13 protein-coding genes and 1 pseudogene are annotated in these 20,126 nt (G+C 73.2%); 6 read left to right on the top strand and 8 right to left on the bottom strand.

Annotated features, from left to right (window positions below; genetic code table 11):
* Positions 1–533 precede the first annotated feature (533 nt).
* Both EES41_RS09730 and EES41_RS09725 read right to left on the bottom strand, forming a co-directional pair.
* Complete coding sequence (locus EES41_RS09730) at positions 534–1,598, bottom strand: phosphatase PAP2 family protein (RefSeq protein ID WP_123077300.1); 1,065 nt, start codon at positions 1,596–1,598, stop codon at positions 534–536.
* 193 nt (positions 1,599–1,791) lie between these two features.
* Positions 1,792–2,901, bottom strand: a complete 1,110-nt coding sequence (locus EES41_RS09725; RefSeq protein ID WP_164495799.1) for a glycosyltransferase family 39 protein — start codon at positions 2,899–2,901, stop codon at positions 1,792–1,794.
* A gap of 368 nt (positions 2,902–3,269) precedes the next feature.
* Between EES41_RS09725 and EES41_RS09720 the strand changes: the two genes are divergently transcribed.
* Both EES41_RS09720 and EES41_RS09715 read left to right on the top strand, forming a co-directional pair.
* Positions 3,270–4,877, top strand: coding sequence for an MFS transporter (locus tag EES41_RS09720; protein ID WP_123082372.1), 1,608 nt, complete (start codon positions 3,270–3,272; stop codon positions 4,875–4,877).
* Positions 4,878–5,194: 317 nt separating this feature from the next.
* A complete protein-coding gene (locus EES41_RS09715; protein ID WP_123077296.1) occupies positions 5,195–6,367 on the top strand; it encodes an acyl-CoA dehydrogenase family protein in 1,173 nt (390 codons plus the stop codon).
* A gap of 9 nt (positions 6,368–6,376) precedes the next feature.
* Here the strand turns inward: EES41_RS09715 and EES41_RS09710 are convergent, their stop codons facing one another.
* On the bottom strand, positions 6,377–6,838 hold the full coding sequence (locus EES41_RS09710) for a cell division protein SepF (protein WP_123077294.1): 462 nt from the start codon (positions 6,836–6,838) through the stop codon (positions 6,377–6,379).
* 282 nt (positions 6,839–7,120) lie between these two features.
* Between EES41_RS09710 and EES41_RS09705 the strand changes: the two genes are divergently transcribed.
* The 4 genes and pseudogenes from EES41_RS09705 to EES41_RS09690 all read left to right on the top strand — a co-directional run bounded on the left by EES41_RS09705 (position 7,121) and on the right by EES41_RS09690 (position 10,532).
* The gene (locus tag EES41_RS09705; protein ID WP_123077292.1) at positions 7,121–8,446 is read left to right on the top strand and encodes a DUF5685 family protein; all 1,326 of its coding nucleotides are present in this window, start codon (positions 7,121–7,123) and stop codon (positions 8,444–8,446) included.
* A 77-nt stretch (positions 8,447–8,523) separates the two neighbouring features.
* Positions 8,524–8,781: pseudogene (locus EES41_RS09700) on the top strand (hypothetical protein); the annotation flags it as partial.
* Between the two features lie 264 nt (positions 8,782–9,045).
* Positions 9,046–9,942 carry a S1 family peptidase gene (locus EES41_RS09695; protein WP_123077289.1) on the top strand — a complete coding sequence of 299 codons (897 nt, stop codon included), beginning with the start codon at positions 9,046–9,048 and terminating at the stop codon, positions 9,940–9,942.
* Positions 9,943–10,052: 110 nt separating this feature from the next.
* Positions 10,053–10,532: a hypothetical protein gene (locus tag EES41_RS09690; protein ID WP_123077287.1), complete on the top strand. Its 480-nt coding sequence runs from the start codon at positions 10,053–10,055 to the stop codon at positions 10,530–10,532.
* Between the two features lie 48 nt (positions 10,533–10,580).
* Here the strand turns inward: EES41_RS09690 and EES41_RS09685 are convergent, their stop codons facing one another.
* The 5 genes from EES41_RS09685 to fxsB form a co-directional block, all read right to left on the bottom strand.
* Positions 10,581–11,468: a DUF4231 domain-containing protein gene (locus EES41_RS09685; RefSeq protein ID WP_123082371.1), complete on the bottom strand. Its 888-nt coding sequence runs from the start codon at positions 11,466–11,468 to the stop codon at positions 10,581–10,583.
* An 87-nt stretch (positions 11,469–11,555) separates the two neighbouring features.
* Positions 11,556–15,536: an FxSxx-COOH system tetratricopeptide repeat protein gene (fxsT, locus tag EES41_RS09680; protein WP_123077285.1), complete on the bottom strand. Its 3,981-nt coding sequence runs from the start codon at positions 15,534–15,536 to the stop codon at positions 11,556–11,558.
* On the bottom strand, positions 15,520–16,896 hold the full coding sequence (locus tag EES41_RS09675; RefSeq protein WP_164495798.1) for a TIR-like protein FxsC: 1,377 nt from the start codon (positions 16,894–16,896) through the stop codon (positions 15,520–15,522). Before EES41_RS09675 ends, fxsT begins: the two co-directional genes overlap by 17 nt.
* Positions 16,897–16,976: 80 nt before the next feature.
* A complete protein-coding gene (locus EES41_RS09670; RefSeq protein WP_174261664.1) occupies positions 16,977–17,804 on the bottom strand; it encodes an aminoglycoside N(3)-acetyltransferase in 828 nt (275 codons plus the stop codon).
* On the bottom strand, positions 17,801–20,107 hold the full coding sequence (fxsB, locus tag EES41_RS09665; RefSeq protein WP_174261663.1) for a radical SAM/SPASM protein FxsB, inactivated metallohydrolase extension form: 2,307 nt from the start codon (positions 20,105–20,107) through the stop codon (positions 17,801–17,803). The genes EES41_RS09670 and fxsB overlap by 4 nt, the downstream gene beginning before the upstream one ends.
* Between the last annotated feature and the right edge of the window lie 19 nt (positions 20,108–20,126).

The raw sequence follows: 20,126 nt of genomic DNA, 5'->3' as shown, positions 1-20,126 counted from the left end.
CCGGCCCCGATCCCGAACCCGATCCAGGCCCTCCCGGCACGGCTCCCGGCGGTGGCCCCCGTCCCGTCGGCCGCGCGGCCCACGGCTTCGGCCCCGGCCCCGTAGGGGCCCGGGCGCGCCGCGCCGGGGCGGGGAATCCGGCGTCCGAAGGTGAAGGAGATGTAAGGAATCTGAGGGGGATTCGCCTGGTCTGAACCAGCACGTCCGGCAATACCCCACGGTAATTAAATGGCACCGGGCGGGAATTCGAAACCACCGGTACGGCGGGCGTGTCGCACCGCCCGAAACAAATGCCGGGGCACCTTTGCAGACGGAGTGGGGCGAACGCGCCTCTGTCAAAGAACTGTCGACATTCCGTGACCCAAGCGTGACCCGGGACGGGCGAACGTCCCGGCGTCACGCTGACGACTTGGCCAAATGGACGACCGCGCCCCAAATGCCCGCGGCGGGCCGGTCGGTGACCGGCCCGCCGCGAGGGTGGGCTGTGCGCGCCGCGGGGGAGTCGTGCGTACCGCCCCCGCGGGCCGGGCGGCTCAGCCGCCGGCGACCGGGCGGGCCGAGGTCCCCCGGGCGGCGGCTCCGGCCCGCTCGGTGTGCGCCGGGCGGCGGCTGCCGGCCGGGGTGACCGGAGTCCGCTCGGAGCGGATGACGTGCGGCCGGGGCAGGTGCGCGGCGGGCCGGACGGTGACCGGCGAGTGCCCCGCCGCGGCGGTGGCGGCCGGCGCGGGCTGGGCCGCCGGGGCGACGGGCCCGACGGGGCGGCGGCGCTGCCACTTCCCGCCCGCGGAGAGCAGCGGGGTGAGCGCGGCCGCGACCGGCTCGGGCACCAGCCCGGCCTCCACGCGGCCGCGCATCCGCTCGCGGACCTCGAACACGTAGGCCTCGATCCGGGCGATGAGCGGCTCGAACCAGGGCAGCGCCAGCAGGATCAGCAGGCCGGCGGACCAGCCGAGCAGCACATCGCTGACCCAGTGGGTGCCCAGGTACACGGTGGTGGCGCCGACGCTGAGCGAGACGACCGCGGAGACCACGGACAGCACCCGCCGGGTGACCGTGGTGGAGGCCAGATAGGCCAGGATCCCCCAGGTCACGACGGCGTTGGCGGTGTGGCCGGAGGGGAATATATCGCCGCCCGCGAAGAGCTCGGCCGAGCCGATCTCCCGGGCGTAGTGCGGGCCGAGCCGGCCGAGGCCGAGCTTGACGGCGCCGACGGTGATGTTGAGGAGCAGCAGTGACACGCCGAGGGTGATCAGCGGGCGCAGGGTGTGCTGTCGCCAGGAGCGCCAGCCGAGCCAGGCCGCGACCATGACGGCGGTGGGTCCGCGCTGGCCGAGCACGACGAGGTAGTCGAGGAAGGCGTGCAGCTGGGGCCACTGCTCGTAGGGCCGGAAGAACATGATCTGCCAGTCCAGCCGGACCAGCCAGGAGGTGGTCAGGACGGCCACCACGATGGCGAGGTAGAAGGCCAGGGTCGATCCCAGGAGCACGACGCGGTGCCGGCTCATCCGCGGCGTTTGCAGATGAGCCGGTCGCTCTGGTTCCCGGTCGAGCCGGGCGAACGCCCGGTCCAGACGGGTCAGGAAATGTTCGGTACGCACTGAATCGACGTTACCGCGCGGCGATGCTCGGCCCGTGCGAATCACGCGCTTTGTGATGACCATGTGATGTGGAGTTGGTCTCACGCGGGAGTTAATTCCCTTTATCGCGGCATTCGTTGGAGCCGCCTTGATCCATCGTCCGTACATTGTTTCTCATGCTTACCTGAACTTTATTTCAGCAGGCGGGATTTCCTTACGGGGGTCCCGACCCGTTCAGCCAGAACGCCCCGTACACCGCCGAGGCCGCGGCCACCGCCCCCAGCACCGCGGCCGCCCGCCCGGTCCGCCACCGCGCCAGCGCCACCGCGACCGGGAACATCAGCGGGAACGCCGGCAGCAGCAGCCGGGGCTTGGAACCGAAGTACCCCGAGGCGCACAGCGCGAGCGCGACCACGATCCCGCAGTACACGAGGAGCGCGGCCGGCTGCCGCTGCCGTACGCACAGCGCGTACAGCCACAGCACCAGCGCGACCCCCGCGATCAGCCCGACGCCGGCGAGGAAGGCGGAGGAGGCGAGGCGCGCCCCGATGAAGCGGGCGAAGGCCCAGCCCCCGTCGAAGCCGTTGCCCCAGCCTCCCTGTACGTCGAGGTACCCGAGCAGCCCGCCACCGGTGCGGGCCCCGACCCACAGCACGTACGCCGCCGCGCCCAGCGGGGCCAGCAGCACTCCGGCCGGCATCCGCCAGGACCGCTCCCCGCCCCGCCGCGCGAGGACGGCGGCCACCCACACCGCCGCCACCACCGCCGCCCCGACCGGGCGGGTCAGCCCGGCCGCGGCCGCGAGGAGCCCCGCCGTCAGCCAGTGCCCGCGCAGGGCCCCGTACAGCGCCCAGGCGGCCAGCGCGGTGAACAGCGATTCGCTGTACGCCATCGACTGCACGACGCCGACGGGCAGCGCGGCCCAGGCCGCCACCGCGAGCACCCCGGCCCGGCGGCCGTAGGAGAGGTCGGCGACCGCGAAGATCCCCCAGGCCGCCGCGAGCCCCGCGACCGCCGAGACCACCAGGCCCGCCGAGCCGTACGACAGTCCGGTCGGCGCCGCGATCAGCCGCTCCAGCCAGGGCAGCAGCGGGAAGAACGCCAGGTTCGAGTGGACGGCCCCGCTCGGCAGGACCACCTCGTACCCGTACCCCTCGGCCGCGATCCGCGCGTACCAGAGGGAGTCCCAGCGCGCCGAGAGCAGCGTGTGCGGGCTGCTGCCGGCCACCGCCCCCCACACCCCGAGGACGGCGAGCCCGAGCAGCCGGACCGCCGCGAAGACGGCCAGTGCGGGTGCGGCCCGGCGAAATCCAAGATCTTTCACAGGGACGATTATCGGTGGCCCGTCCGGGGCGGGACGGACGCAACCACGGGCCGTGAGCGCTCGTGTACACGGGGGGAGGGGAGGGCTCGGGGCGAGTGGCGCACGCCACACGGCGACCGCCGTCGGGATGAGAGCTTGACCACGTGGGGTGCTGACGAACTCGCGTACGCTGACCGTTCACTCGCACGTCGACGCCGGACCCCGTAGGACGCCGCACCGCGCACCACCCACAGCGGCTCCGCAAGACGCTGGTCCACCGAGTACGAGGGCTCACCCTGGGAGGTACATGCATGTCGGAGACGAACGCGGCCGACCGCAGGTCCGTCGGCAGTGCCGACGGCCACCCGGCCCCTTCTCTCCGGCAGCGGATGCGCGCGGCCTCCGGCGGCGCCAACCGCTGGTTCGTCCTCGCCGTCCTCTGCGTCAGCCTCGTCCTCGTCGCGCTCGACGCGACGATCCTGCACGTGGCCGTCCCCTCCGTCACCGAGGACCTGCGCCCCGGCCCGATGGAACTCCTCTGGATCGTCGACGCCTACCCGCTGGTCTGCGCCGCGCTGCTGATCCTGTTCGGCACCCTCGGCGACCGGGTGGGCCGCCGCCGGATCCTGCTCCTCGGCTACGGGCTCTTCGGCGTCGCCTCCGCGATCGCCGCCCTCGCCGACAGCGCGCAGGTGCTGATCGCGGCCCGCGCCCTGCTCGGCGTCGGCGGCGCGATGATCATGCCCGCCACGCTGTCGATACTGCGCCAGGTCTTCCCCGACCGGCGCGAGCGGGCCCTCGCCATCGGCATCTGGACGGCCGTCGCCGCCGTCGGGGCCGCCAGCGGACCGGTACTCGGCGGCTTCCTCGTCGAGCACTTCTGGTGGGGCTCCGTCTTCCTCATCAACATCCCGCTGATGGCGCTGATCCTGCCGCTCGGCCGCTGGCTGCTGCCCGAGTCGAAGGGCTCCTGCGACGGCCCGTGGGACGTGCTCGGCGCGCTCATGGCCGCCGTCGGCGTGCTCGGCGCGGTCCTCGGGATCAAGCGGATCGGCGCGGAGCGGCACCTCGCCGACGCCGAGGCGCTGGTCCCGCTGCTGCTCGGGGCGACGCTGCTGGTGCTGTTCGTCCGGCGGCAGCGGCGGCGCACGCACCCGCTGATCGACATGCGGCTGTTCTCGCGGGCCGCCTTCTCGACGTCCGTCGGCTGCATCGTGCTCGCCATGCTGGCCCTGGTCGGACTGGAGCTCATAGCCGTCCAGTACCTCCAGCTGGTGCTGCGCCTGAGCCCGCTGGAGACGGGGCTGCGGCTGCTGCCGCTCACCTTCGCCGCCATGGCCGCCGGCGCCACCGGCTCGTACACGCTCGCCCGGATCGGGCCGCGCACGATGGTGTCCGGCGGCTTCGTACTGACGGCCCTAGCGGTGCTGCTGCTGACGCTGATGGGCCAGCAGGACCGGCCGGCGCTGCTCACCGTGGGGTTCATCCTGCTCGGCTTCGGCCTCCAGACCACGCTGTTCGCGGCCTACGAGTCGATGCTGAGCGAGGCCCCGGCGGCCACGGCGGGCGGCGCGGCCTCGATCGGCGAGACCTCATACCAGCTGGGCGCGGGCATGGGCATCGCGCTGCTCGGCAGCGTCATGAACGCGGCGTACGCGCCGGGGCTCGTGGGGGTGCCGGGGGTTTCGGAACGGGACGCGGCGGGTGCGGCCCACTCGCTCGGCGAGGCCTACCAGATAGCGGCGCAGCTCGGCGGCCCCGCCGGGGCGGCCCTGCACGCGGCGGCGCGGCACGCGTTCGTCCACGGGCTGCACGTGACGCTGCTGGTCAGCGCAGGTCTGTTGCTGGTGGGGGCGGTGATGGCGCTGAAGCTGCCGAAGGTCATGGAGTGCGGGGGCGCCGAGGCCGTCGGCGTTGACGACGGCGACGCTGAGGCGTGGGTGCCGGCGCAGACCGCCGGTGAGCCGTGCCCGGCTTCCTCGGGGCGGGTGGGCTGAGCGCCGCCGCCGGGGCTCCGCCCCGGACCCCGCGCCTCAAACGCCGGCGGGGCTGGATTCGGGCGGCCTGAGCGCCGCCGGGGCTCCGCCCCGGACTCCGCGCGTCAAACGCCGGCGGGGCTGGATTCGGGCGGCCTGAGCGCGGGTGGGGCTCCGCCCCGGACTCCGCGCGTCAAACGCCGGCGGGGCTGGATTCGGGCGGCCGCCGGTGGGGCCGGGGCGGTGGGGGTTGATCGGGGGAGGGGTGGCGTCTAGCGTCGGGCGGGCGGTGCCAGACTTGCGCTGCTAGGTAACGACTCAGGCCGCCGGGAGGCCCCGTGTCACCGTTCCTGCCCACCGATCCGCTCGGCCTCGACGAGCTCCTCACCGCCGAGGACCGCGCCGTGCGCGACACCGTCCGCGGCTGGGCCGCCGACCGGGTGCTGCCGCACATCGCCGAGTGGTACGAGAACGGCGAACTCCCCGGCATCCGGGACCTCGCCCGCGAACTCGGCTCGATCGGCGCGCTCGGGATGTCCCTCACGGGCTACGGCTGCGCCGGCGCCAGCGCGGTGCAGTACGGCCTGGCCTGCCTGGAGCTGGAGGCCGCCGACTCCGGGATCCGCTCGCTGGTCTCCGTCCAGGGCTCCCTCGCGATGTACGCGATCTGGAAGTACGGCTCCGAGGAGCAGAAGCAGCGCTGGCTCCCCGGCATGGCGGCCGGCGAGCTGATCGGCTGCTTCGGGCTGACCGAGCCCGACGTCGGCTCCGACCCGGCGGCGATGCGCACGTACGCGAAGCGCGACGGCGCCGACTGGGTGCTGACCGGCCGCAAGATGTGGATCACCAACGGAAGCGTCGCGGCGGTCGCCGTCGTCTGGGCGCAGACCGACGAGGGCATCCGCGGGTTCGCCGTGCCGACCGACAGCGCCGGCTTCTCCGCGCCGGAGATCAAGCACAAGTGGTCGCTGCGTGCCTCGGTGACCAGCGAGCTGGTGATGGACGACGTACGGCTGCCCGCCGACGCGGTGCTCCCCGGTGTCACCGGGCTGAAGGGACCGCTCGGCTGTCTCAGCCACGCGCGGTACGGGATCATCTGGGGATCCATGGGCGCGGCGCGCGCCAGTTTCGAGTCCGCGCTCGACTACGCGAGGACGCGGGAGCAGTTCGGGAAGCCGATCGGCGGCTTCCAGCTCACCCAGGCCAAGCTGGCGGACATGGCGCTGGAGCTCCACAAGGGGATCCTGCTCGCCCACCACCTGGGACGGCGGATGGACGCGGGCACGCTGCGGCCCGAACAGATCAGCTTCGGCAAGCTCAACAACGTCCGCGAGGCCATCGAGATCTGCCGTACCGCGCGGACCGTCCTGGGAGCCAACGGGATCTCGCTCGAATACCCCGTCATGAGGCACGCCACCAACCTCGAATCGGTCCTCACCTACGAGGGCACCGTCGAGATGCACCAATTGGTGCTGGGCAAGGCGCTCACCGGGCTCGACGCCTTCCGGTGAGGGCCCTGCTCAGCTCTGGTTGAAGAAGTCGCGCGAGCGGCCGGCGGGCTCGCCGCTCACGATCTGGGTGTCGGCCGGGGTCAGCAGGAAGACCCTGGTCGCCACCCGCTCGATCGAGCCGCGCAGGCCGAAAGTCAGACCGGCGGCGAAGTCGACCACGCGCTTCGCGTCACCCGGGTCCATGGACGACAGGTTGACGATCACCGGTACGCCCTCGCGGAACAGCTCGCCGATGCCGCGCGCGTCACGGAAACCGTCCGGGGTCACGGTCGCGATCCGCCGGCCCTGCTCGACCGCCGAATCGGAGGCCACCTTGACCCGGGGGTCGGTGACCCACTGGTCGCCGGGGCCGGAGACCGACCCGCCGTGCTGCCGCTCCACCGCCTCCGCGTAGTCGTCGTCGTAGTACCGATCGTCGTCGCTGTCCTCCACGAGACCCAACCAGGCACTCGCCTTGCGCACCGAACCCATGGACGCCTCCCTTCACCGCGGTCAGTTGTCTTCTCTCAGCTGCCCCTATGGTCGTCCATGATGCTGACAACGCGCCAAGTGGATAGCCGCCGCGCAGGGGTTTCGTGACGGTACTGGTGCAGAACATCCGTTGCACGGCCGAGGTTCCCGGCGGCTACCGCTGCTGACTGAGTGAAAATACGACCGCCGCCGCCGTGCGGGTGAGCGGTGGGGGCGTACGGGTGAACGAACCGGCTGGATACGATGCCCCGCACGTACGCGTATGACACACGGGGGAACGCATTGTTCGGCATCGTCAGGCCCTGCACGCACCGCCTGGGCGAGCGTTTCAAGACAGAGTGGATGGCCCATCTCTGCGGTCTCTGCCTGGCACTTCGCGGTGACCACGGGCAATTCGCCCGGATCGTCACCAACTATGACGGGCTGCTGGTCTCCGTTCTGACGGAGGCTCAGTCCGGTCCCGCTCCCGGCGCCCGGCGCACCGCCGGGCCCTGCCCGCTGCGCGGGATGCGCACCGCCCCCGTGGCCAACGGCGAGGGGGCCCGGCTCGCGGCCGCCGTCTCGCTGGTGCTGGCCTCCGCGAAGGTACGGGACCACGTGGCCGACCGGGACGGGCTGTTGGCCCGGGCCCCGATCGCCGCCGCCGCGCGCAAGGTGGCCCGGGGCTGGGACCGGGCCGGCGCCCGTACCGGGGCCTCGCTCGGCTTCGACACGGCGGTGCTGGTGGACGCCGTCGACCGGCAGGGCGGCATCGAGACCCTGGCCGGGCCCGGCACCCCCGTGCTCGTGGTGACCGAGCCGACGGAGACCGCGACGGCCGCCGCCTTCGCGCATACCGCGGTCCTCGCGGGACGGCCAGGCAACGCCGCCCCGCTCGCCGAGGCGGGGCGCTACTTCGGGCGGCTCGCGCACCTGCTCGACGCCGTCGAGGACCGGGCCGCCGACGCCGCGGCGGGCGCCTGGAACCCGCTCACGGCCACCGGGACCCCCCTCGCCGAGGCGCGCCGGCTGTGCGACGACGCCCTGCGGGGCATCCGGCTGGCACTGCGCGAGGTGGAGTTCGCGGACGCGGGGCTGGCGCACCGGCTGCTCGTCCACGAGCTGCGGACCTCGGTGGACCGGGCCTTCGGGACCAGCGCCTGCGGGCACACCGTCACGAACTCGGCAGGGGGTTACGGCGCGCCGCCGCAGGGCTACGGCCCCCCGGGCGCGGGCGCCGGTCCGTACGGCGGCGCCCAGGGGCCCTACGGCCACCAGCCCCACGGCCCCGCCGCCCCGGTCGCCCCCGGCGGCCCGGGGCTGCCGCCGCCCATGGGCCCGGGTGGTCCGGGCGGTCCCGGTGGCTCCGGCGGGCACGGCGGTGGCGGGCTGCCGCCGCAGAAGCCGCGCCGCGGGCTGCTCGCCGGCTGCGCCGTCGCCCTCGGGCTCTTCTGCACCTGCCAGCTCTGCTGCACCGACCACGACGGCCCGTGGTCCCGCAAGAAGCGGGACCCGTGGTGCGACGCGTGCAGCGACTGCGGCGATCCCGGTTGCGGCGGCTGTGACGGCTGCTGCAACTGTGACGGCTGCTGCTGCGACGGGTGCGACTGCGACTGCGGCTGTAGCTGAGGCCCTCTCAGATTCCGCGCGCCCGGACGGCGTACGGGGTGGTTCCCGTCCGGGCGGGCGTGGAAGGCTTGAGCGGCATGAACGATGACGCGCACGACCCGCACGCCGCCTGGCGGACCTGGCACGAGCACCGGGTGGCCACCGTGTCCGCCCCCCACGGCCCCCTCGCGCTGACCGGAACCCTCTGGCTCGCCGACTGTCCGGACGGTCGAATTCCAGCCGCTCCGGGGAACTGGCGCGCCGTCGGTGACGCGACGGAGCTCTCGGCGGCCCCCTCGGACGGCATCGCCCTCGACGGGAAGCCCTTCGCCGGAGAGGCCATACTCGCCGCCGACGAGGTCCGCCCGCGCGGACCGGACCTCGGCGGCGAGCCGGGCTTCGTCCACGCGGGCGAGCGACGGCTGAAAGACGCCCTTGCGACCGGTAACTGACGCCAGGACACTCCCGACAGTGTTTGTCGAGGGCTGGCCAGGAAATTGTCAGGGGCGCGTCAGGAGCACGACCCGAGCCCATGCGCCCGCCGTGCCCCCGACTGCGCCTCACGGGCTCCGGCACCCCCACGTTCGCCGGGCCCCCGATCCCTCCCGGGAGGACGAGAAGTGAGGATCAAGAGCATCACCCGTACCAGGCTGCTCGCGGTGGCCACCGGCCTGGCCGCCGCCGCGGCCCTCGCCGCGCCCACCGCGGCGAGCGCGGACGGCCCCCGCGACGGCCAGGACGCCGGATTCAGCGCCGCCCGGCTCGCCTCGGCCGGCGCCTCCGTCCTGCGCGCCGACGTCGGCGGCACCGCCTGGCACACCGACCCCGCCACCGGAACCCTCGTGGTCTCCGCCGACTCCACCGTCACCGAGGCGTCCCTCGCGAAGATCAGACGCGAGGCCGGGGCCGACGCCGCCGCCCTGCGCATCGAGCGCATCCCCGGCAAGCTGACCAAGCTCGTCTCGGGCGGCGACGCCATCTACGCGACCAGCTGGCGCTGCTCCCTCGGCTTCAACGTACGCAGCGGCAGCACCTACTACGCACTGACCGCCGGGCACTGCACCGACGGCGCGGGCACCTGGTGGAGCGACTCCGCCCGCACCGCCGTCGTCGGCAGCACCGTCGGATCCAGCTTCCCGACCAATGACTACGGCCTCATCAAGTACGCGAGCAACACACCGGTGCCGCCCGGCACCGTCGGCAGCCAGGACATCACCAGCGCCGTCGACCCCACCCTCAACATGTCCGTCACCCGCCGCGGCTCCACCACCGGGATCCACAGCGGCACCGTCACCGGCCTCAATGCCACCGTCAACTACGGCGGCGGCGACATCGTCTACGGCATGATCCGCACCAACGTCTGCGCCGAACCCGGCGACAGCGGCGGCCCGCTCTACTCCGGCGCCCGCGCGGTCGGCCTGACCTCCGGCGGCAGCGGCAACTGCTCCTCGGGCGGGACCACCTTCTTCCAGCCCGTCGTGGAAGCCCTGAGCGCCTACGGAGTCAGCGTCTACTGACCGGGCACCGCGCGGGCGGCCGCTCCGCGCGCCCCCGTCGCACCCCTGGACGTCCTCCCGCCTTCTGGGAGGATGTCCAGGGGGTCCGTGTCCAGGGGGGCAGGTTCCGTATGAAACGCATCGGCGTGACCGGACACCGGTCGATTCCCGACGAGGCGCTCGGCCATGTGCGGGACGGCCTGCGGGCCGTACTGCGGGAGCACGAGGGACCGCTGGAAGCCCTCTCCAGCCTGGCCGAGGGAGCGGACCAGCTCTTCGCCGCGATCGCACTCGAATGCGGCGCCGACCTCACCGTGGTCATCCCCAGCGGGGACTACGAGGACCGCTTCGAGGACCCCGGGGCCCTGGCCGGCTACCGGCGGCTCAAGGCGCGCGCCTCCCAGGAGATCCGGCTGGCCTTCGCCCGCTCCACGGACGAGGCCTACTACGCCGCCGGCACCTACATCGCCGACTCCTGCGACCGGCTCGTCGCCGTCTGGGACGGCCTGCCCGCCCGCGGCCACGGCGGCACCGCCGAGATCGTCGCCTACGCGCGCGCCCTCGGCAAACCGGTCACCGTCGTCTGGCGCGAGGGCGCGGCCCGCGACTGAGCCACGCCCCTCCGCCGCCGCCCCGACAGCCGTCGGGAGGCCGTGCCGTCAGCTGCTGTGCCGGGCCAGCCAGTCCGTGTGCTGCGGCGAGACGTAGCGCTCCGTCTCGTACACCGCGGTCGGCCACGAGACCTCGGTGATCGTCGTCTGCATCACGACCATCATCGCCGCCAGGTCCTGCTCGATCAGGGTGTGCGCCTCGATCAGCGGATGGTGGCGCCGCACCTCGTTCCAGGCGATCGCGGCCGCCGCCGCCGAACTCAGCAGCCCCGGCACCCCCGCGCCCACCCACACCCCCGACACGGCGAGCAGCAGGCCCAGGCAGGTCAGCAGCACGATCGTCCACGACCACAGCGACGTGGCCCGCCGCGACACCTCCGTCTTGCGCCGGTACCAGTCGCGCTGCTCGATCAGCCGGTCCCGTACGTACGTCTCGCGCCGCGCCTGGTAGCCCATCCCGCGCAGCCGCTCCATCGCACCGGTGACCTCCCCGCCCTCCGGGACCAGGCCCGCCGCCCGCGGATCCTCCCAGCCCATCTTGCGGAGCTCGTCCAGCCCCTTCTCCAGCCGCGTCCGGTACGTGGCCCGCGGGTCCGCGACCTCGCTGCCGAACGGCGCCCCGTGCACGGCGTACCGCCAGGCCAGGGACTTGATGAACTCGGCCGCGCTGCGGTTGAGCTGCCACTGCGGGCGGGCCCGCCGCCTGGTCGCCCGTACGCCCACGACCAGCACCCCCGCGTACGCGAGCGCGCTCAACGCCGCGAACACGCGCGGCGGGCCCACCGCGGACGCCGAGGTCAGGCTGGCCGCCCCGGCGGCCGCCACGAGCAGCAGCAGCTGGGCGCGCGTGGCCTGGGTGGACTCCCGCTGCCGGGAGATCGCCGCCCGGTCGGTGTGGTGGAAGAGGGCCGGCAGGTCCTCGTGTCGAAAGGTCATGCTGTCGGTCACAGCGAACCCCCCAGTCTGCTGTCGGGTGGATGCGGGTGGCGGGGACTCCTCGTCGCCCCGCCACCCGCGGTCGGATCACACCGCCAGCGGCTCCAGGTCGCGGTGGACCCGTCGCTCGTCGCGGGCGTATCGGGTCAGGCCGTGGTCCTCGCCGAGCAGCCGCGTCAGTTCCGCGACGGCGTCCGCGCGGACCCGGGCCGCCTCCTCCTTGCGGCCCATCGCGTCCAGGCTGACCGCCATGTTGGAGGCGCTCGCCAGGGTCTCCGGGTGATGCGCCCCGAGCGCCTCGCGCAGCCGCGTCACCGCCGCCCGCTCCAGCTCCAGGGAGCCCTCGGGATCACCCAGGTCGGCGAGGGCGTTGGCCAGGTTCAGGTGGGCGAAGATGGTGTGCGGGTGGTGGTCGCCCAGTACCTCCCGCATGTAACCGATGGTCTGCCGCAGCATCGTCTCGGCCGTCTCCGCCGCCCCCGTGCCCCAGTGGAAGACCGCCAGGTTGTTCACCGCGGCCAGGGTGTACGGGTGCCGCTCGCCCGGCACCGTCATGTACTCGTCCACCACCTCCTGCGCCAGGTCCCGCGCCCCGCCCGGGTCCCCGGTCGCGAACAGGTCCGCCGCCAGGTTCAGCTCGCAGGCCAGCAGGTCCGGATTGACCGAGGTGTACTTGGCCCGGTAGCGGTTGCGGGTCGCCGTGGTCAGTCGCAGCGCGTCCTCCAGGTCGCCCGCCCGCCGCAGCGAGACCGCCAGGTTCTTCGCCGCCGACAGCGTCCCCGGGAAGGCCCGGCCCAGCTGCCGCTTGTAGATCTCGTACGTCCGGCTCAGCAACTGCACCGAATCGTCGTACCGGCCGACCTCGCGCAGGTCCCGCGCCAGGTTCTGCGCCGAGGACAGGGTGTACGGATGGTCCGGGCCCAGCACCTCGGTCCGCCGGTCGAAGACCTCCTGGTCGATCTCCCGGGCCCGCGCGTACTGCCCGACCATCCGCAGGTTCAGCGCCAGGTTGTTCGCGGCGGCCAGGGTGCGCGGGTGCGCCTCGTGGAAGATCTGGCCGAAGCCCTCGTGCGCCGCCTTCGCCAGGTCCATCGCCTCCCCGTACCGGCCGAGCGCGCCCAGGTCCATCGCCAGACCGCTGGTGGTCATGTACGTGTGCGGGTGCGAGGGGCCGAGCGCGGCGCGCTGCCGCTCCAGCGTGACCTCGTCCAGCTCCTTCGCCTCCACGAACCGGCCCTGCGAGCGCAGGATGTTGGAGAGGTGGAAGCGCAGGTACAGGTACTGGAGGTCGTCGTTGCCGAGGGTCTCCTTCCAGGTCTCGCGCAGCTCCTCGCCCAGCGCGTACGCGGCCTTGAAGTCACCGCGCTTCCACAGGTAGCGGACCCGGTCGATCATCAGCCGGCGGGTCTCCGGCTCCCGGCAGAACCGGGCCTCGGACGGCGACAGGTGCGGCCAGATCGTGTTGAACCGCGGCCAGGTCTCCGGATTGTCTATCGGCTCGTCGTCGTCCGGCCGGGCTCCCGCCAGGATCCGGTGCACCGCGTGCCGGGCCTCGCGCTGCTCCGCCTCGGACAGCTGCGCCCGGATCACCGCCTGCACCAGCCGGTGCACCTGGATGCTGTTGCCGACCTGGTCCACCTTGGCCATGGCGAACCGGCCGATCTCCCGGATCACCCGGCCCAGCACCAGCTTCTCCTGGAGCGAGGAGTCGTACGGCTTGAGCGCGTCGATCATCTCCTTGCTGTAGAGGAGGTTCGCCGAGATCGGCTCCGGCGCGAAGAAGGCGCACAGCTGGAGCAGCCGGACGGCGGCGGGGGAGCGGGACTGGAGCCGCTCGATCGACACGTTCCAGGTCGCCGCCACCGGCTCCGGGTACCCGGGCGGCTGGTTCAGCCCCAGGACGCGGGCGGCCTGCTGGGCCAGCTGCTCCAGGTACGCGGACACCGGCGTCGCCGTCTCCGCGATCCAGGCGCCCGCCTGCTCGACCGCGAGCGGCAGGTCGCCCACGGCGACGGCCACCTGCTCGGCGTCGTCCTTGGTCAGCCCGGGGGCCCGGCGCTGGAGGTGCTCGATGGACTCCTCGCGCAGGAACACGTCCACCGGGAGCGCGTCCCCGTACTGGGACCAGGACTGGTTGCGGGAGGTCACCAGCACGTGGCCCGGGCCGCCCGGCGGGAAGAACCGCTTGAGCGCCTCGGGATCGTCGGCGTTGTCGAAGACCAGCAGCCACCGCGAGGTGGGAACCCCGCGCCGCAGCAGGTCGATCGCCTCCTGCGAGGCCGCCGACATGTCCTCGCCGGTCTGCGCGCCCAGCCGTACGGCCAGCTCCGCGAGGGCCGCGACCACGTCGTCGGTCTGCTCCGAGGAGATCCACCACACCAGGTCGTAGTCCGCCATGAACCGGTGGACGTACTCCAGCGCCACCTGGGTCTTGCCGACGCCGCCGAGCCCGTACAGGGTCTGCGGCTGCGGCAGCACCACGGCCATGCCGCCGCCGAGCTGGTCGCGCATCCGCTCCAGCACGATGCTGCGGCCGGTGAACCCGGGGTTGCGGGGCGGCGCGTTCCAGATCTTCGGCACCGTCCCCGGGAACCGGGGACCGGGGTGCGAGGCGCCGGCGACGCTGTCCGGCAGCGCCATGGGCCGCTCGACCGCGCGCAGCAGGGCGGTGGTGGCGTGCACCTCGTCGAGCCGGAAGAGGTCCACCGGATTCCGGTCGATGTACGGCGTGGACAGGCGTACGTCGCCCACCCGCAGCGGCACCAGCTGCCGCCGGCCCCCGGTCGGGTCCTCGGCGGCCGCCCGCTCCCAGACGTTCACCGCCCGCGCCGACTTGAGGTAGGCGCTGGAGAGCAGCACCACGGTCCGGGCGGCGGTGTCGATGCTGAGGCCCGCGCCCAGGGTGTCGCCGGGGGCGGTGCCGGGGGGACGCTCGGCGGAGACGTCCTTGGGAACGACGCGGAACCCGGCCCGGGTGAGCACCGACTCGATCCAGTCGGCCCACATCCGGTTCTCGGCGACGTAGGAGAGGAACAGGTCGGCGGGCAGTGCCGGGCGCCGCCGGGTGAACGCGTCGCGGATCCGCAGCCGGACCTCCTCGCGGATGGCCGGCATGGAGGTGGTCCCGCCCTCGGTGACCACGGCGGTGAGCCGCTCGAAGGCGGACAGCAGCGAGTTGGTCAGCCCGGCCTCGTCGCCGAAGGTGGCCAGGGTCTCCTCGTAGGCGTAGTACGGCCGGTACGGGATCTCCACCGCGCCCCAGTACGAGGTCAGCTCGTCCCCCACCAGGCCGCTCGGGAAGCGGTCGAACTTGATCCGGGCCAGGGCGCGGCCCGCGTCGGCCTTCTCCTTCTCGCCCTCGTCGATGCGCATCGGGACCGGGTAGATCTTGATGCCGCGGTCGCCGAACCGCTCGTCGATCTGGCGGGCGACGGCGGCGGCGCCGTCGATGGACTGGTCGGAGAGGGTGAAGCAGTCCACGAGGACGTCCGGGAGGTGCACGGTGCAGATGTCGGCGATGTCGGAGAGGCCCGTGCGGCTGTCGATCAGGACGTAGTCGTAGTTCCGCTTCATGTCCGCGCGCAAGGCGTCGAAGAAGAGGCCGCCGCCGAGCCGGTCGTAGAAGTTGTCCCAGTCGAAGGTGGAGACGGTCGCCGAGTACTCGCGGTTCTGCCGGCCCGCCGAGACGAAGTCGAGGGTGCCGCCGTCGGGGAACTCCCAGCCCAGCGTCTCGGGGGTGAGGGACACCGCGTGCGGCTGGATCCGCGCGTAGTCCTTGTGCCAGTCGTCGGCGCGCCGCGCCGGGCTGGTCGCGGCCCAGGCGTACTCGCTGATCAGGTCGATGACCCCGGTGGTGGCCCCGAGCGTGGAGGGGTCCAGGAAGGGGTGGAAGAACCGGTGCAGGCCGGGGGCCTCCAGGTCCCAGTCCACGGCGAGCACCCGCTTGCCGTTGGCGGCGAGGATCCAGGCGGTGTTGGCCAGGGCCATGGTGCGGCCCGTACCGCCCTTGTACGAGTAGAAGGTGACGATGCGTCCGTCACGGCCGCTGCTGTCACGACTCGCTGTCATCCGTGTCCCCCCGGTCGGTGTCGTAGTCGGCTGTGGCATCGCGTTCGCGGTGGCCGGGGCCGGTGGCGCCGCCCCCGGCCGCGTCGGGCGGGAAGGGGGCCCGGGGCGGCGGCGCGGGCGGCCCGTTCATCCCCATCGGGCCGAGCAGCCGCGGGCGTTCGGTGGGGGTGCCGCCGGCCGGCGGGTACACCTGGGCGTGTCTGAGGAACTGCTGGGCAGCCGCCTCCACGACCTGCGGCAGGATCTGCCCGAGGGTCTCCATGTTGGCGACCCCGTTGGCGGCGGCCCGGCAGGCGGCGCGGCCCTGGCTCATCTTGACGGGCATGGTGTCCTCCAGCCGGTGCGCCAGCTCGTTCTCCCTGGCGCGGCTCTGGTGGTCGTAGCGGTTCCACGGCACCACCACGTTGATCCAGGGCCGGGACTCCTGGTCGAAGGCGGCCAGCCGCTGGCGGCGCTGCTCGTCGTCCACCGCCCACCGGTCGATGAGCAGGATCTCGGGCCGGGTCGGCGGCTGTTTGCCGTCGAAGTGGCCCGCCTCGTCGTCGAAGGAGCTCATGGTGGTGCGGTAGTTGAGATTGCGCACCAGGTCCTCGGCGACGTAGGCGATGGGCCGCTGCGAGGTCGGGTGGTACGGGTTCCAGTCCAGCGCGCTCTCCCCGTAGTACTCGGGGCTGCGGCCCTCCGGCAGGTCGTGGCGGGAGGCGGCCGCCACGGTGACGTGCAGGGTGCGGGCCGGGCCGCTCGGCGTCCCGAAGGCGCTCGGCACCACCCGGTAGTCCACCGGGCGCACCGATTCCAGGCGGACGCTCTCGGCGACCCGGACGATGCGCTTGGCCAGTTCGTACACGGCCCGCTCGTACTGCTCGGCGTAGCCGCGCAGTTTGATCAGCCCGTACAGGCCGTCGGTGACGTAGCGCTCGCCGAAGGTGTTGTGGTTGAACTGCAAACGCTCGGCGGGTCCCGGCAGTTGGGACGGCGGCACCGGTACCCACAGGGCGGGCACGATGGCCTCGGCCGGCTGGTTGCTGATCGCGCCGTGCTGGATGGCGCGCTGCGCGAAGGCGAACCACTCCTTCCCGCACATCTCGCTGGCGAAGTACCGGGGCGAGAACAGGGGTACGAAGACCCGGCAGGTGGCGAGCGCCTGCGCGAGCCGTTCCGACCATCCCTCGCCGCTGCGTATCTCCCGGTCCATGAAACCCGCGTCGGATCCGGCGGGCAGGTCGGTCAGGGCCATGACGTGACTGCAGAGATCGCGATAGAGGCGCTCGACCCACATGTCGGGGTCGGGCCCCCCGGCACCGAATCTCGGCGTATGCGCATAACTGAGAAAAAAATAAGGCTGCACTGATGCGGGCACACGACCCCCGTCCCGAAGATGCCGAGCGAAGAAACATCATTCCGGAGCTGCTCCGCCACATCCCCTCATGGTTCAGTCAATCAGCATCTGTTTTCGGTCATCCAGTCCAACGCGTGATCGACGGCATCCGGGAGGGAGAAGAGCATGGCCGATACCCCTCCCACCCGCCCCCTGCGCACCCGGGATTCCGGGAACGACCCGCCGATCTCCGCGAAATCGCCGTCATCCAGCGCGACATCCTCGTACGCGGTCCATCCTTCCCCCCGCTGAACTCCCGGAACGTTCACCTTCACCACACACTCGTACATGCGCAAGGGGGGCTTCGGAATTCGATACTCCGCGAGATGGAAAGCGGTGCAGACCGCAAATCCCACATTGATCATGAGTACCTGGCCGCCCTCCCAGCACAGCTTTCCCAGGGGCGACTCCTCTCCCAGATGACTTTCGAGGCGGTGCCCCGCGCACAGCCGTTCCGCGTCTTTCCCGAGCGCCGCGAAAGAGGTCTGCGGATGCCCGCTGCGCGCCGCGCCGGGGGTCGTACGGACGGCCTCCGCGAAGGCGCCCATCCCCTGGCTCGGGGTGCGCGCCGGGTCGAAGGCGGGCATCCGCTCGCGGAAGGCCCGTACCTCGTCCTCGGTCAGACCGGCGATCCTGGCCAGGTGGGCGCCGGAGGTGGTGGAGTTCTCCGGGGTGAACGCCGGCACCAGCAGGGTGCCGTGCGGCCCGAGGACCCCGGTGAGCGCGTCGCGCAGGGCGGCGGCCCTCAGGCCGGTGCCGCCGAGGGAGGCGTGCACGAGGAGCCGCGCCCGGGGGCGTACGCCCAGCAGGCGCAACTGGACGGCGAGCGCGAGGACCCCGGCCGGGGTCGCGGGGGGCGGCGGGGCCGCGGGCGGCGGTGGGGGAGTCATGCGCCGACCCCCTTGAGCTCCCAGCGGAGTTCCTCCACCAGCCGCTTGCCGGTACTGGTCAGCTCGGCCGCCCCGGACAGCCGGTCCAGGGCCCGGTGGATCCGGTCCGCCCCGCCCGGCTCCGGCGCCGCGGTGGCCCGCCGGTACGCCTCCACCGCCACCCGCTCGTGTACGTCGGCCAGCAGCCGGGACACCGGGACCGGCCGCTCCCGCCACGGCGAGGGGTGCTGCCAGGCCCCGTCGAGCGCGTACAGGTCCGTCACCTCGGTCAGCGCCCGCAGCCGGGCCCGCCGCCGCCCCGTCAGCAGCGCGAGCGCGGTCTCCCGCACGCCCGCCGCGTACGGCACCCCGAGCGCCCCCGGCCCGTGCCGCCCGGCCTCGCCCCAGACCGCCGAGCGCGGGCCGCCCGCGAGCGGGGTCAGCGTCGTCAGCCCCGTTCGCGCGGCCCGGGCGAACTCCGGGACCGTCTCGTGCAGCAGCGCCCAGGCCCGGTCCAGCCGGGTCCGCCACTCCTCGGCCTCGCCGGCCCCGAGCCGCAGCCGGGGCGGCCGGGCGAAGCAGTTGCGGTACGGGTCGAGGTCCTCCAGCGCCACCGGCGTCGCAGGCGTACCCGGCGCCGCGTCCGGCCGCCCGGGCGGCCAGGTCCGTACGGGCAGCCAGCGGGCGTCCCCGGCGCCGGGTCCGAAGCGGTGCTCGGCGCGGCCGTCCCGTACGGCGTACCCGTCGCCGGTGGCGCGCAGCGCGGCCCGGCCGTCGGTGCCGGGCGCCCCGAGCCGCAGCAGCCCCAGCGTCGGCAGGTACACCTCGCCGTCCCGGTACGCCACCTCGGCCGGCAGCTCCAGCCCGCTGCGCAGCACGGCCGAGGCGGTCAGCGCGGCCAGCCTGCGCGCGGCCTCCCGGGCCGGGTCCTCGCGCTCCGCGCCGCCGCTGCGGCGTTCCCGGACGGCGTCCAGGGCCGCCAGCACCCAGGTCCGGGTGAACGGGTGGTCCACCACCGTGTCCACCGCGGCCGCGGCGTCCTCCCGGCCGGCCCCGGCGCGCTCCTCCACCTCGGCCAGCAGCTCCCAGGCCCGCTCCCAGTCGGCGTGGCCCGCCAGGTCCTCGTGCAGCCGGGCCAGCAGCACCCGGGTCAGTTCCTCCTGGGACCGGGCGAGTGCGGCGGGGTCGGCGAGCTGTGGCGCGCTCTCGCGCGGCGCGGTGCGGGCCTGCACCCCGTCGACCAGCTCGCGCAGGTCGGCGCAGTACACGGAGGGGTTGTCGAAGCCGTTGTCCGCCCGGTAGCGGTGCGTGTAGAGGCCGCCGCCGCACGAGCGTACGACGGGGCAGCGGCGGCACGAGTCGCTGACTCCGGCCAGGCCCAGCTGCCGGGCCCGTACCCCCGGGTGGGCCGCGACCTGGTCGAACGCGTGGTCGAAGACGTTGAACCCGGTGGCCGCGGCCCCGTCGAAGGCGCTCTTCAGGGAATCCACCTGCTCCAGCGTCCCGTCCGTCTCGACCACGACGAGGTCGGTCGGGGCGAGGCCCAGGGACTCGGTCAGGCTGGGCCCGCCGCGCAGGGTGGAGAGCAGGGACTCGAAGAGCCGTACGGGCACCGGTCGCTCGCGCCGCTCCCAGTGGTCGAAGACCCGCAGCAGCCAGCGCGCGTACGCGTCGGGGGCGCCGTCGGGCCGGGCCGGCGGGGTCTCCCAGGTGGCGTGCGGGAGCAGGAAGTCCACCCGGGGCGGCTCCAGCTCGACGAGGGCGTCCAGGACGGCGACGGGGTCGTTGGCCACGTCCACCGTGCAGAGCAGGCCCTGGTAGAGGTGGCGGTAGGGCTCCGAACGGAGCAGCGCGACGGCGGCGAGGACCAGGGGGTGGCTGGTGCGGCCGTCCGCGAAGCGGCGGTGCCGGTCGTTGGCGGCGCGGTCGCCGTCGAGGGAGACGCCGACCCGGACGCCGAATTCGGCGAAGAGGTCGAGATGCCGGGGGCCGAGCTGAAGTCCGTTGGTGTGGACGCGCAGATCGAGTTCCGCGATTCCGGCGAGCGCCCGGGTGAATTCCTCGCAGACGAACCGGAGCCGGGCGGTCCCGGCCAACAGGGGTTCCCCTCCGTGGAGAATCACCGTGACGGAGGGGAGCGCATGGTCACGGGCATGCTCGGCGAGTCGTGACGCGGTGTGGGTGACGACCTCGGGGGAGATCACTTTGGGCCGGCCTCGCCAGCTCTGATCTGCGTGTTCGTAGACGTAGCAATGATCACAAGCAAGATCGCATCTGCTGTGAACTTTCAGGACGATCTCGCGAAAAGCGATCAGGCCGGTCATTCCACCAGTCTAGAGCCGT

It is taken from the genome of Streptomyces sp. ADI95-16 (assembly GCF_003721495.1).
GTDB classification, from domain to species: Bacteria; Actinomycetota; Actinomycetes; order Streptomycetales; family Streptomycetaceae; genus Streptomyces; species Streptomyces goshikiensis.
The sequence above is the reverse complement of the archived record's forward strand: the minus strand, read 5'-3'. Positions and strand labels throughout refer to the sequence as shown.